The 15,260-nt window shown below is 40.2% G+C and carries 6 protein-coding genes; 5 read left to right on the top strand and 1 reads right to left on the bottom strand.

Features of this window, described 5'->3' with window-relative positions:
* Positions 1 to 44: 44 nt before the first annotated feature.
* Positions 45 to 2,255, top strand: coding sequence for an alpha-galactosidase (locus LQ201_RS09665; RefSeq protein WP_230141827.1), 2,211 nt, complete (start codon positions 45 to 47; stop codon positions 2,253 to 2,255).
* Between the two features lie 229 nt (positions 2,256 to 2,484).
* Here the strand turns inward: LQ201_RS09665 and LQ201_RS09660 are convergent, their stop codons facing one another.
* The gene (locus LQ201_RS09660) at positions 2,485 to 6,471 is read right to left on the bottom strand and encodes a hybrid sensor histidine kinase/response regulator transcription factor (RefSeq protein WP_230141819.1); all 3,987 of its coding nucleotides are present in this window, start codon (positions 6,469 to 6,471) and stop codon (positions 2,485 to 2,487) included.
* Between the two features lie 559 nt (positions 6,472 to 7,030).
* Between LQ201_RS09660 and LQ201_RS09655 the strand changes: the two genes are divergently transcribed.
* The 4 genes from LQ201_RS09655 to LQ201_RS09640 are packed head-to-tail and all read left to right on the top strand — an operon-like array spanning position 7,031 to position 15,257.
* The gene (locus LQ201_RS09655) at positions 7,031 to 7,498 is read left to right on the top strand and encodes a CHRD domain-containing protein (RefSeq protein ID WP_230141809.1); all 468 of its coding nucleotides are present in this window, start codon (positions 7,031 to 7,033) and stop codon (positions 7,496 to 7,498) included.
* A 23-nt stretch (positions 7,499 to 7,521) separates the two neighbouring features.
* Positions 7,522 to 10,356, top strand: a complete 2,835-nt coding sequence (locus LQ201_RS09650) for a SusC/RagA family TonB-linked outer membrane protein (protein ID WP_230141806.1) — start codon at positions 7,522 to 7,524, stop codon at positions 10,354 to 10,356.
* A gap of 11 nt (positions 10,357 to 10,367) precedes the next feature.
* On the top strand, positions 10,368 to 12,116 hold the full coding sequence (locus LQ201_RS09645) for a RagB/SusD family nutrient uptake outer membrane protein (RefSeq protein WP_230141803.1): 1,749 nt from the start codon (positions 10,368 to 10,370) through the stop codon (positions 12,114 to 12,116).
* A 15-nt stretch (positions 12,117 to 12,131) separates the two neighbouring features.
* A complete protein-coding gene (locus LQ201_RS09640) occupies positions 12,132 to 15,257 on the top strand; it encodes a TonB-dependent receptor (protein WP_230141801.1) in 3,126 nt (1,041 codons plus the stop codon).
* The last annotated feature ends 3 nt before the right edge of the window (positions 15,258 to 15,260 follow it).

Here is a 15,260-nt window from a genome sequence, read left to right as displayed (position 1 = left end):
ATCAACTACCTATAAACATTACCCGATTAACATTGAAAACACAAATGAACAAGTCAGATCAAATTACCGGTTACATCAAGCGTGGGGCATTGGCCATTACCATTTCACTCTTTACCGTTGGCAATATTAACGCCCAAACCGTTATTCCTATTGAAACCGCGCATAATGCCATGGTATTACAGGCCGATGTAAAGAAAGATGTAAACACTATCTTTTTTGGAAAAAAACTGGCAAATAAGCAAGAATACGCCCAAGTTACTGCTCAATATAAACAAACTGAAGATTATACCGGTCAGCTAAATTCGGTGTATACACCTTCAGGATCGAGAAATCTTGTAGAACCAGCCATTAGCGTTACCCATGCCGATGGCAATAACTCACTCGATCTGAAATACGTTGATCATGCCGTAACGGCTATTGATGATAATGTGAGCCTACTTAAAATCAGGTTGAAAGACCCGGTTTACAATTTTGAAGTCACCATGTTTTATAAGTCTTTTTATAAACAAGATGTAATAGAACAATGGACAGAGATTAAACATAATGAGAAAGGTACAGTGGTATTACATAAATATGCATCGGCCAATCTGCACTTAAAATCACCACGTTTCTGGTTAAATCAGTATCATGGCGATTGGGCCAAAGAAATGCAGCCAGAGCAAAGTGAAATTACCCATGGTATTAAAACTTTGGATAGCAAACTGGGTACGAGGGCAAATTTGTTTCAACCTTCTGTTTTTATGATTTCGTTAGATAAACCTGCTGAAGAAAATGAAGGCAATGTTTTGTATGGTGCAATGGAATGGAGTGGTAATTTTAAGATCGATCTTGAACTGGATTACCAGGATAACCTCCGCATTATTGCCGGAATGAACAATTATGCTTCGCCCTATAGTTTAAAACCAGGTGAGGTTTTTACAACCCCTGCTTTTTTGTACACTTTTTCTGACCAGGGAAAAGGCGATGCCAGCAGAAAACTGCAAGATTGGGCGCGTAATTATAAAATATTAGATGGTAAAGGCAGTAGGTTAACCCTCTTGAATAACTGGGAGGCCACTTATTTCGATTTCAATGAGCAAAAATTGGCCGATTTATTAAAAGATACCAAAAAACTGGGTGTCGATTTCTTTTTACTTGATGATGGTTGGTTCGGGAACAAATATCCACGTAACGATGACCATGCCGGGCTTGGCGATTGGCAGGAGAACAAGAAGAAATTGCCAAACGGAATAGCATCTTTGGTAAAAGAGGCCGATAATGTAGGAACCAGATTCGGAATTTGGATAGAGCCCGAAATGGTTAACCCTAAAAGCGAACTTTATGAAAAACATCCAGATTGGGTGGTAAAACAGCCAAACAGACCTGAGTACTATTTCAGAAACCAATTAGAACTCGATCTGAGTAACCCAAAAGTACAGGATTTTGTTTTCGGTGTGGTAGATGGTCTGTTTACCAAAAATCCTAAACTGGCTTACATTAAATGGGATTGTAATGCTGTAATTTACAATGCATACTCCGCTCATTTAAAAAATCAATCTCATTTTTACATCGATTATGTAAGGGGATTGTATAGTGTATTGCAAAGAATCCGTGCAAAATATCCAACGGTGCCCATGATGTTATGCTCTGGTGGAGGTGGTAGGGTAGATTATGCTGCCTTACAGTATTTTACAGAGTTTTGGCCTAGTGATAATACCGACCCATTAGAGCGCATATTTATGCAATGGGAATACTCTTATTTTTATCCGGCCATCAGCAGTTCCAACCATGTAACCGATTGGGGAAAACAGCCAATAAAATTCCGTACCGATGTAGCCATGATGGGCAAATTGGGCTTTGATATTGTAGTGAGTAAATTACCTGAAAAAGAGCTTCAGTTCTGTCAGGAGGCGATTAAGAACTATAACGATGTAAAACAAACGATCTGGCAAGGTGAACAATACCGTTTGACTAATCCACGTACGGGTAGCGTAGCATCCATGTTGTATGTGAATGCGCAAAAAAACGAAGGTGTTATTTTCAATTACCTGGTAAACTTCCGTTATGGTGAAAATAGTAAGTATCCAATTAAATTGAACGGTTTAGATGCAACAAAGAAGTACCGCATTAAAGAAATCAACCTTTATCCAGGTACAAAATCATCGATAGATGCTACTAAAACTTATACAGGTGATTTCTTGATGAAAGTGGGCTTTAATCCTATTCTTAATACTACCAGAACCAGTGTGGTGCTTAAATTAGAAGAAGCAAAGTAATAGAATTCGTCATTTCGACCATAATATTCCAAAGGAACTCCTTTGGAGGAGAAATCTTTTAAAGGTTTCTCCACTTTTGTTTTTAACTCTTTTGTCTTATGCGATCGTAATGCTGTCTCAAATCATCGCAATCTATCTTGTTATTAAGATTCTGAAATAAATTCAGGATGACGAACCGAGGGTGATCGACTGAAGACTTTGGACTACAGACTAAGGACTCTTTACCAAACTAATCCTCTTCTTCATTACCATTCATAAACGCCCGCGGACTTTTTCCAAATTGTTTTTTAAACTCCCTGCTAAAATATTTTGGATCGTTAAAGCCAACCTGATAAGCCACTTCATAAATGGTAAACCTATTTTGTTTAAACAGCTCCATCGCTTTCTTTAAACGGATCGATTTAACGAAATCATTTACGGAGAGGTTAGTGAGTTTTCTGATTTTTTTATACAAAATAGGCCTGCTCATCCCAACCATTGAAGCGAGTTCAGATACCCCAAAATCTTCATCGGCGATATGTTCATCAATGTATTTTAAGAGTTTTAGCATAAAAGCTTCATCAATGGCATTTATGGTGAGTTCTTTCGGCTGTAAATGGATGTGTTTCAGGAATTTTTGACGCATTACCTGTCTCGACATCAGTAAATTACGAACGTTAAGTAAAAGCAATTCAGGACTAAAAGGTTTGGTAATGTAAGCATCGGCGCCTGTTTCTAAACCACTAACCTGGTGGATATGAGAAGAGCGGGCTGTAAGGATAATAACAGGGATGTGGCTGGTCCGTTCGTCTTGCTTAAGTTTGCGGCAAAGTTCTATACCATCCATTATCGGCATCATAATGTCGCAGATAATCAGATCGGGCAGTGTTTCAACAGCCGTTTCCCAACCCATTAATCCATTTTCACTTTCCGCTACCTGGTAATGTTTGCCAACCAGTGATGCAATTAGTAGCCTGATTTCGCTATTATCTTCCACCACCAATATGGTTTCGGTTGAAATATCAGTTTCTTTTTCGGATTTTAAAATTGTTACCTCTTGTTCTGCTTGTTGCGTGTAGATATCAGGAAAGCTTGAATAATCTTTTACGCCATCAAAAAGAGCCGTTTTAAAATGTGATTTTCCTTTCTTTAACCTTACGGTGAAATTTGTGAAACCACGTTCATTATTTTCAGCAGGTGTGCTTTCTACGGTAATATGCCCTTTATGTTCTTCTACAATTGCTTTAGAAAGTGCCAAACCTATTCCCGAACCGATTTGATTTGAATGTTGCTCATCTACCTGGAAATAATCGCTGAAAAGATTCTTTAAACTTTCTGCAGGTATGCCCAATCCATTATCTGAAATGCTAATCGCTACTTCATTCTCCATTTCCAAGAGAGAAACAGATATTTTGCCACCTTTATTGCAGAATTTAAAGGCATTAGATAACAGGTTGAACAATACTTTTTCGAGCTGCCGTTTATCAAAAAATAGACTGATGTTTTCCTGCTCGTGTACAAACTCGTACTGTATATCATTTGTTTGGGCGAGATGAGAGAAGGAGATGAAAATTTCGTTAATAAAATCGACAATATTATCTTCTGTAACATGCAGGGTAAGGTGCCCGGTTTCAGCTTTTCTAAAATCCATTAACTCGGTAATAAGCCGCATTAGCCTGTTGGCATTATTTTTTATAGGAATAATCTGACGATTTAACTCTGTATCGGTTTGATATTGCCTGGAAAGATTTTCTAAGGGGCCAAGAATTAAGGTAAGTGGTGTTCTGATTTCGTGGGCCACATAGGTGAAGAAATTCAGTTTCATTTTCTGAATGTCTTCCGTACGTTTAAGCAGGGCACGTACAAAAAGATAACGTACAATTAAAAACAGTAAGCCCGAAAAGAAAGCCAAATAAATAAGATAGGCCCACCAGGTAGCCCAAAAGGGTGGAAGCACCGTTATTTTAAGCGTTGCAACTTTACCACTGGGATTACCATCATTATTATTTCCTGTAACCATAAAGGTATAATTGCCGGCAGGAAGATCGGTAAAGGTAACAATCGGTACATCGGTTTTTACCCAATTTTTACTATGACCTTTGAGGATATAACGGTAAGTGTTTTTTTCTGGTTTAATGTAGTTTAGTAAAGCGAAACCAATGCTGAAATTGTTGTTGTCGTGTTTAAACGTAATTTGTTTGGTGCTTTTGATATCTTCTTTTAACAATCCATCTGGTGCATTTACCGCTACGGGTTGATCGAACAGTTTGAGTTCGGTAAAGGTGATTGGTGCAACATTCTTATTAATATCAATCTGGCTGGGATAAAAGGCTGTTAAACCATCATAACCGCCAAAAAATAATTCGCCTTTACTATCTTTAAAAAACGATCGGATATTAAAATCGTTGCCTGCAAGCCCGTCGCTTTTAGTGTAATTAATGAATTTTCCCGTTTTAGAAACCAATTTGGATAGTCCTTTATCTGTACTGATCCACATGTTATTTTCGTCATCCTCAATTATTCCCAATACATTACCGTTTGGCAAGCCATCCTTTTCGCTGTAGTTTTTGAATTTTCTGCTTTTATTGTCGAAAATGCTCAATCCACCCAAAGCTGTTCCGATACAGATATTTCCATTTTTCAACTGCATGATACAATTGATATATTCTGACTTTAAACCTTTGGCTTTATTCAGATAATAAGCTGTAATTCTTTTTGATGCAGGGTTGTAGGCATATAATCCTGCCCTGGTGCCGATCCAGAGGTTTTTGGCTCGATCCTCAAAAATTACCTCGATATATTGGTTCTTTAAGCTTTTTTCTACAATGCTTTTAACCGTGGTGCTGGCATAAATTCCATTGGTTTTGTTCAGGGTAGATAAACCATCTCTGGAACCTACCCAAACCATTCCATTACTATCTTCCATTATCGCGATCACTTCAGAACTGCTGGGCATATTTTTTACATCCTTTACATTAGTTATTTTCCTGAAATTATGGGTAGTTGGATTAAACACATAAAGGCCCCCGCGGTGCGTACCCACCAATAATTGCCCGGTTTTATCGAGGCATAAGGTTTTAATTAAGTTGGAGTTGAGTCCGTTGGGCTTATTAGGTTCAGATTTATAATAGGTAAAGGTATTGTTGCTTCTGTTTATGTAATTTAAACCACCGCCTTCTGTTCCAATCCACAGGTTTTGGTATTGATCTTCAACAATGGTACTTACAATATCGCTGCTCAAGCCCTGTTGTTTTTTCGAATTCCGGAATACAGTAAATGGCGTAGCAGACGGATAAACTATGTTTACCCCTTTATAAAAAGTACCAACATACATTGAACCGTTAAGATCTTGAAAAATACTGTGGATAGAATTCTGGCTCAATCCGGTCGCTTGCTCCGGGTCGTAACGGTAATTACTAAATTTTCGCGTATTTGGATCGAGGATACTTAATCCTTCCTGTGTACCGATCCAAATATTACCCGCTTTGTCGCAGGTTAGTTTTCTAATGTCATTATTTACAATCGAATTTTGATCTATAGCACTGGTTTGGTATCGTTTAAAGGTTTTATGTTCGTAATCGAATAGGTTTAAGCCGTTGTAGGTGCCTAACCAAAGCCGCTTTTGTTTATCGATCACAATACTTTTTACGGCATTAGAACTGATGCTGTTCTTGTTATTGGGATTGTGTCTGAAAATCTCAAAGTGATATTTGCCCTTAATCAGGTAAATACGCACTAAGCCATTATAAGTACCTACCCAAAGGTTTTGCTTTTCGTCTTTGAAAATCGAGAAAACACAGTTGAGCCCAGACTTATAATCGGGCTTATCAAAGAGGAATTTCTTAAAAATCTGCTTTTCAGCATCTATAACCAGGTTGAGCCCATTATAGGTGCCTACCCAGATGTTTTTTTGAGGATCTTCATATAAACATTCTACTGAATCGCAGCTAAAGGAATTTGCAGAACTCCGTTTATTGATGCGATAAAAATGATCGGTTTTTTCATTGTAAATATTCAGCCCGGTCTCTGTACCTACCCATAATCTTCCTTTGGTATCACTCAATAGGGTATTAATCACATTATCCGAAATACTGTTGACGTTATCGGCATTATTATTGTAAATTTTAAAACGATAGCCATCATAGCGGTTTAATCCATGTTTGGTACCCATCCAAATAAACTGGTTTTTGTCTTGCGCAATGGCCATCACCGAATTTTGCGACAGGCCATTTTCCATCCTGAGGTGGTTAAAAACAATATTTTTCTGGGCACACAAAGAGGTGCAGATAAAAAGCATTGACAAAAACCATAAAGCGTTTAAACGCAGATTCATAAAATTAAGCTAGTTTTTTGGCCATCCTATAGCTAATAGTAAAATAGCTCCTGATGTATTTCCCTTAAATATAGCGCGAACATATCAAAATATTAAAGGATTACAGTTTTTCTACCCTTTCATTTACAATTTTCTACCTTTTTCATTTTATGCCCAACTAATTTTGGTAAAGCGAATGCAAGGTGATAAAAGAGCAATCATCAGCAGAGATTAACCATTTCTGCCATTGGCTTAACCAAATTTGACTAACAACCAACGCTGCAGGCAAATCTGATATCAATCCATCACAAAGCTGGCAGTAAATATTAACCAAACCAACCATGAAACAAAAACTACTTTCACCAAAAGCTGTGCTTTTAAAATTTAGGGACCTGTATAGGCAGTTCTTGTTCGTACACATGAATCAACAAAAATGGATGATCAACTAAATCAACGTCCTTAAACAATCAACAACTAAATTTTTATGAACCTATTTACACTGAAAAGGCATTGCCTGATGCCTGCGCTTGCGCTGCTGTTTTTTAGCGCCTGCAAAAAAGATACCTACACCTCTGAAATTTTTATTAAGAAACAATGGAAGGTAGACCTATCGGCCTCAAAAGTTTTGCCAGCCATTAGCGGGAGAACAGACCATGCCGTCGCGATGGTATACTTGATGGATAATATGGAAGTGCATTACGACATCTATTTCGACAAGGCACTCGAAAACAATGATACCCCTGGAAGTGCCAAAATCTATCTCGGTACTGAAACCACATCGGGTGCAGTTTTTATCGATTTAAAAACACCTGCGTTTAATACCAATCGTGAAGCTTCAGGATCGGTAGGGGTTGATGCGGCAATGGCCACAAAACTGCAGAGCGAAAAAATATATCTGCAGATTTCTTCTGCTCAGCAACCTAATGGGCTGGTGCGTGGACAGCTTAATTAAATAGGAAACCTAAACCAAACAAAATGATTAAAATAATTACTTTTCAAAATCGGGTAGTGGGTTTTAGAACACTTTGTATAAGCTGTTTGCTTTTTGCATTGGGCAATAACATGCTTTACGCCCAAAAAACGGGCGACTCGTTGGTGAAAGATTCTGTGATGGCAAAATTACCTTTACAGGATAGGCATGTAGACCAATGGTTTAAAACCATATCAAAACTCCGTAATGTTGCCGGTACCACCACCATTTATAACGAAGATGTAAATACCACTCCGGTTTCCGACCTTACCAATGCCGTATCTGGAAGAATCCCAGGTTTATACAGCAACAGAAGTTCGGGCCGCACAGGGCCACTGTTCGATGTTTCTTCGTTTACGCTTCGTGGTCAATCGCCCTTAATTGTGGTAGATGGCGTTGTGCGTTCGTTTACGAGTTTCAATTTAGACGATATCAAAAGCATTACTGTATTAAAAGATGCGGTTTCGGCCAATATGTATGGTTTAAGATCGTCGGGCGGTATTGTTTACATCACCACCAAAGATAAATCGCTGGAAAAACCCTTCGAACTGAACTTTTCGGCACAGTATGGCGTGCTGAACCAGTTTAAAAGACCAAATTTTATTACAGGTGGTAGTTATGCCGAGCTATATAACGAAGCACAAAAGAATACTTTTCCCGGGGCCACGCCAACCTATCCGGCTGATGTAATCACCGCTTATAAAAACGGCACCAATAATCCCTTTTTACAACCCAATAACGACTGGTACAACAGTATTTATAAAAAGAACGCTGCACAACAACGTTACACCATCAATGCGGCAGGAAATGGCAAAAACTATCGCTATTATACCTCTGTGGAGCATTTCAGTCAGGATGGAAACTTTATTTCCGGTCCCGATAATAGCTACGAAACCACCAATTACTACAAGCGCTACAACTTAAGGACCAATGCCCAGATCGATTTTAACGATAACATCCAATTAGGGCTGAACATTTTTGCATCGATAGAAAATAGTAACGAACCTGGCAACCTGGGTTCAAATATCATGAACAGCATTTTTCAAACTTCGCCACTTGGTTACCCTGAAAAAAATCCGGATGGCACTTATGGTGGCAGCAGTCAGTACAGCAACAACATTTTGGCCAGTACCATTGCTTCGGGGTATAATAGTTTTAACGAACGTTCTTTAAATGCCGATGTAAGTTTAAAATTTAAGCTGGATGACATTACAAAAGGATTGTGGGCCAAGGGTTTGTTATCAATCAATAATTATTACCTGCAAACCATTTCTCGTAATAAAACTTTTGCCATTTATTATCCTGTCACCACCAGTACGGGTACCAACTATACAAAAGTGGGCAGCGATGGTACCATTATTGCCAATAGTGGCGCACCAACCTTAGGCACGCAGAACAAACAGACTTTTGTTAATGGTTTGTTGGGTTATGATAAAACCTTTGGCAAAAGCACATTGAACGTGCTGGGTACTTATAACTTAACCAACCTGATTGATTCTTATACTCAGCTAAACCAAATTTACCAGAATGCGGGCATTAGTGCCAATTACGATTTCGATCAAAAATACCTTGCCGAAATTTCGATGGTTTACAGCGGATACAACCGTTATGCACCAGGCAAAAGATGGGGCTTTTTACCCTCGGCAGGTTTGGGATGGGTGCTTTCTAAAGAAGATTGGTTTAACAGTAAAGTGGTTAATTTCTTAAAAATACGCGGAAGTATAGGTGAAACCGCCTGGGCTGATCCTGGAAACTATTATACTTATTTACAGAATTATGCTATCGGATCAACCGGTTATAACTTCGGCGCTACAGCTACAGCAGTTTCGGGCAGTTTAGAAAATGCTTTGAAAAACCCCAACATTACCTGGGAGAAAGCTTTAAAAGTTGATGCCGGAATTGAAGCGCAATTTTTAAAAAACCGTTTAAATGTAGAGGTTAACTATTACAATAATAAATATACCGACGAGCTGATTACCCCTGCAAATGGTTATGCTTCGGGCATTATCGGGCAAAGTTACCCAACCGTTAACGGCGGTAGCACCAGGTACAATGGGCTAGAAGCAAGCGTTCAGTTTGCCGATCAGAGCAAAGATTTTTCATACTTTGTTAAAGGCAATTTTACTTACGCCAAAAACAAGGTGATCAGTTTACAGGAAGGTAATTATCCTTACCCGTGGATGTACCGTGCTGGCCAACCTGGTACCACTTTTGGTTACGAGGCCATCGGTTTTTATCAGGTAGGCGAGGATATCAGCAAAACTGCAAATATCCCTGGTTACACGCCAAGTCCGGGCGACATCAAATACAAAGACTTAAATAACGATGGCGTAATTAACTTTTTAGATACCAAAGCGCTTAATACCCGTCCGCTTTTCATTTTTGGTTTAAACTTTGGTTTTGTCTATAAAGGTTTTGATTTTAATGCTTTGATTGAAGGCAGGTTACCAAGAGAGATCTACTACAGCCCATCATCAATGCTCGCCTTTAACAACGGTTACGGTTATGTGCTCGATTATACCACTGAAAACCGCTGGACACCGCAAAACCCGGTAAACGCAACCCTGCCACGTTTAACCCTCGGTAACAACACCTACAATACCCAAACTTCGAGCTTTTGGTACAGAAGGGCCGATTATATCCGCCTTAAAAATGTAGAAATAGGTTACACCGTGCCGGTTAAATTATTGGCGAGGGCAAAAATCAGCAAGCTGCGGTTTTTTGTTAACGGTTACAACCTCTTAACCTGGAGCAAACTCGATTATTTCGATCCCGAAACAGGTTTGTCTGGCTTTGCCAACTACCGTATTATCAATGGTGGTTTATCACTTAAACTATAAGCGTATCCAAGATGAAGAATATTAATAAAATTACCCTAATATATGCCCTGTTTGCCATGTTACTTGCCAGCGGGTGTAAAAAAATGATTGAGGATGGGCCTTTAGAAAATGCCAATAAAGACCTGGTATTCGATCCAACTGATTCACTTGGCGTTTATGCCGAAGCTTTCCTCAATAACACCTATTCGAGCCTGCCAAATGGTTTTAATCGGATATCTTCCAATATGCTCGATGCCGGTACTGATGATGCTATTCCATCTTCAACCTCCGCACAGGTGCAGTTCTATTCAAATGGCGCCTTTAACCAGGTGGCTTTGCCCGATAATACCTGGGATGCCAATTATGCGGGCATCAGAAAAGTAAATATTTTTCTGGCGAACATCGATCAGGTGCCCATTAAAACCACAGGATTTAAAAAACGCTTTAAAGCAGAGGCACGGGCATTAAGGGCCATGTTTTATTTCGAACTGGTTAAACGCTGGGGTGGTGTTCCATTAATCGGTAATAAAATTTTCGAGCTGAACGATCAGATAAACCTTCCGCGCAATAGCTATCAGGACTGTGTAAACTACATCAATAGCGAACTTGATGCTGTTATGCCCGATCTGTTGGGTCCAAATGCAACAAGTGGTTATACCACCATCTATTTCGGACGTTTTACACGCGGTGCCGCCATGGCATTAAAATCGAGGTTACTATTGTATGCAGCAAGCCCTTTAAATAATGCGGGTAATGACGTCTCAAAGTGGACGGCGGCCGCATTGGCTGCCAAAGCAGTGATGGATAGTGTTGCTGCGGGCAAATTTGTTTATGCCTTATCAACCTCAACAGCAACGGCACATTACAGCACCACGAATATGAGTGCACTGGCGCCATCTGCTTCCTTAAGTAATTACGTGGCTGGGGTGAATAAATTTTTAAATGTGTTTTCTTCAAGATATAATGCCGAAATCATATTGCCTTATTTAAGGGCTACCACTACCGATATAGAGCAGAACAATGAACCCGTGGGTTATACCCGGCAGGGACAGGGCCTAACTAACCCCACTCAGGAACTGGTTGATGAGTTTGAAACTTTTACCGGTAAAACCATCCAGGAAAGTAGCTCCGGTTATACACTTGCTGCACCATACTACAACCGCGATCCACGATTGGCCGGAACGGTTTCATTTGATGGCTTATTTTGGCTTAACCGTAATGTTCAAACTTACGATGGAGGTAAAGACAGACCTAAAGGATATGGTAATGCCGTATCGGATGAAACCAGAACAGGTTACTACCTGCGTAAATTTATGACAGGTACCACCAGTGAAAGTGCCTACACTGCGCAGAACCATAATTTCCCGATTTTCAGGTATGCTGAAATCCTCCTCAACTTTGCTGAGGCTCAAAATGAAGCTGTAGGGCCGGATGCCGATGTATATAAAAGTATCAACGCCATTAGGGCAAGGGTAAATATGCCGGCTTTACCAACGGGTTTAACCCAACAACAGATGCGCGATAGGATCCGCCACGAGCGCAGGGTAGAAATGGCTTTCGAAGAACAGCGTTTCTGGGATATCCGCCGCTGGAAAATTGCCGAAAATGTTTTAAACGGAACGTTACACGGGATTAAGGGAACGCTAAATGGTACCACGGTAAGTTATTCTATTGTAACGGCAGCACCTACCAAGTTCGAGGCAGCTAAAATGTACCTCTACCCAATACCATTCAAAGAAATGGCATCTAACGGCAACATGGTTCAAAATCCAAACTGGTAGCTAATCAACAACATGATGAAAAGATTTTTAACATATATTATATTACTATCAGCCCTTTTGGTACAAACCGTGTATGGGCAGGTAGGAAAAACGGTTTCGGGTGTAATTTCCGATAACCGCGGCCCGATACCCGGTGCCAGCATTTACGAAAAAGAAGCCACGGCCAATGGTACCACTTCCGGTCAGGATGGTAAATTTACCTTGCGCCTTAAAGGTTCCAGTGGCGTACTGATCATTAAATCAATAGGTTATTTAACCAGAGAAATCGGCACAGGCAGCAGAACCAGTATAAATGTTACCCTCGAGGAAGACGCCAAAGGGCTGGAAGAAGTGGTTGTATTGGGTTTCGGCGAAAAAGCGAAAAAAATTACCAATACTGGGGCGGTGAGTTCTATTTCGGGTAAAGAAATAAGACAAAGTCCTACAGCGAGCATTCAAAACTCATTGGCAGGTCGTTTACCAGGGTTTTTCTCCCAGCAAAGAAGCGGTCAGCCAGGTAAAGATGGTGCAGCTTTTCAGATCCGCGGGATCAGCACCTACCAGGGAACAACCACTCCTTTAATTATTGTGGATGATATTGAGGTAACTGCTGATCAGATCAATATGCTCGATCAGAATGAGATCGAAAGTTTAACCATCTTAAAAGATGCTTCTACAACAGCCGTTTATGGCGTGCGTGGTGCCAATGGTGTTGTGGTGGTGCGTACGCGCAGGGGAGAATCAGGCAAGCCACAGTTAACCTTTAGACAGGAAACCGGTTTAACCCGATCGGCTGTGAATTTTAAAACCAACAACGGTTATACCACCTTAAAAATGCTGAACGAGTACACCACCGAGCAGTACATGGATCCGGCCACGCAATACCCTAAATTTTTTGGCGGGAATAACCTCGAGCATTACCGCCTGCAGGATGACCCTTACAATTATCCATTTGTAGATTGGTGGGATGAACTGACAAAAGATTACAGCATACAAAACCGTAGTAACTTTGACATCAGCGGTGGTACTCAAAAAACGAAATACTTTGTTTCGCTTGGTTATTTCAGTCAGGGTGGGATGTACAAAGATTTTACCAAAGATGAAGGTTATAATGGCGATTATCAGTTCGACCGTTACAATTTCCGCTCAAATGTAGATTTAGATCCCAATAAAAATTTGCATATCCGTTTCGATTTATCAGGAAGATTCGGGGTAACCAATTCACCAAATGATTCGCCCGGGAACGGTGGTGCACCAACCCTGCAATATTTATGGAACGGGCAATTATCGGCTTTTGGCTTTCCCGCTTACAATGCAAACGGCACTTACGGTGGTTCTACCAGCGGGTCGACAAAAATAAACCCAATAGCCAATTTAAGATGGTCGGGTTATAGCCGCGATTACACCAATAACCTTGGGTTTGTAACACAGGTAGATCAAAAATTGAATTTCATTACGGAAGGACTTACCGCAAACGCATTGTTATCGTATGCCAGCGATTATAGTTTCAACCGCTCTTTAAAAAGAAGCTCCTCCGAAATACCTACTTATTACTATGATGCCAATACCAGCAGTTACCTGCCAGTTGTAAACAACCTCTACCGTTTGGGTAAGTTAACAAGGAGCGGCGGTTATACCGGATCGAACCGTTTAACCAATTTACAGGCCTCATTAAAATACAACAGAAGTTTTGCCAGCCATAATATAAATGCTTTTGTGTTGCTTAACCAAACTACAAAAACTGAAGAAACGAGTGCTATTGCTTATGATCCCTACAATGTAAGGGGGATTGTTACATCTTTCAGCTATAACTACAAACAGAAATACCTGCTCGATTTTAAAGGTGCATACAATGGATCGGATAAATTTCAGTCGAGCAAAAAGTACCAGTTTTTCCCAGCGCTAAGTGTGGCTTACAACATCAGTGAAGAACCTTTTTTTAAAAACAATATCAATTTTATCGATAATTTAAAAATCAGGGGATCTTATGGTATGGTGGGTAACGATGGTATCGGATCATCTGTATATTCTTACGAGAAAACCTATGTTGGTGGAAGTGGTAAAGGCTATATTTTTGGAGAAACAGGTAATACAACCTATGGTGGTTTAATTGAACCCACTTTGGCCAATACCGAAATTACCTGGGAAACCCAGCGTGATGCCAATATTGGGCTTGAGCTTAGGATGTTTAAAGGCCGATTGGGTTTAAATGTTGATTTTTACAAAAAACGCCGTGAAGATATTTTAACGCAGCGTGCATCAGTTGCTACTGCATTTGGCGCCTCGCTGCCTTTCGTAAACCTGGGCATTGTTGATAACAAAGGGTATGAAGTAGAGTTAACCTATAAAGACAATCTTTTCGCTAACAAACTATCGTATTTTGTTAATACGCAGATCAGTCATTCAGAAAACAAAGTAATTTTCCGTGATGAAGGTGCCGTGCGCTACCCTTGGTTAGGTTTAACCGGAAAACCTGTTGGTGCCCTGTTTGCTTACCAGGATGCAGGGCTCTACCAATCACTGGCTGATTTATATAACAGTCCGAAATTGATCACCGCCACCCCTTTAAGCAATTTATCGCTCGGTGGTGTTAAACTGGTTGATTTAAATGGCGATGGTATTATCGATCAATACGATTTAGGTTATGTCGGAACCAATCAGCCCGAGTATATTGCGGGTTTAAGTTTTGGCTTCTCTTACAAAAACTTCGATTTCAGCACCTTATTCCAAAGTTCATTTAAATATTTCATCAATATCAACCGTGGTGTAATCGGTTATAGCCGTCCCGAAAATCAATCTATTCCTTATAACCTGGGCCGTTGGACACCCGTTACCCGTCAGGAAGCTACATTCCCTGTATTGGCAGGCAGTGGTTCGCAAAGTGGCGTGTTTTCTACTTACTGGACAAAACGTGGTGATTACATCCGGTGGAAAAACGTAGAAATAGGTTACCGTTTACCCACTTCGTTTGCTAAAAAACTCCACATGAACAACATCAGAGTATATGCCAATGGTTACAATCTTGGCTTGCTTTACACGGCGTTGCCTGTGTTTATAGATCCAGAATCGGTAACCGGAACGGCCAGCACCACAAACCTTGGCGATGTAAACGAATACCCGCAACAGAGCATATTCAATTTTGGGATCCAGTTTGGGCTATAATTC

It is taken from the genome of Pedobacter sp. Bi126 (assembly GCF_918698245.1).
In the GTDB taxonomy this organism is placed as follows: domain Bacteria; phylum Bacteroidota; class Bacteroidia; order Sphingobacteriales; family Sphingobacteriaceae; genus Pedobacter.
Note: the sequence above shows the minus strand (reverse complement) of the source record. Positions and strands in the feature narration are given on the sequence as shown.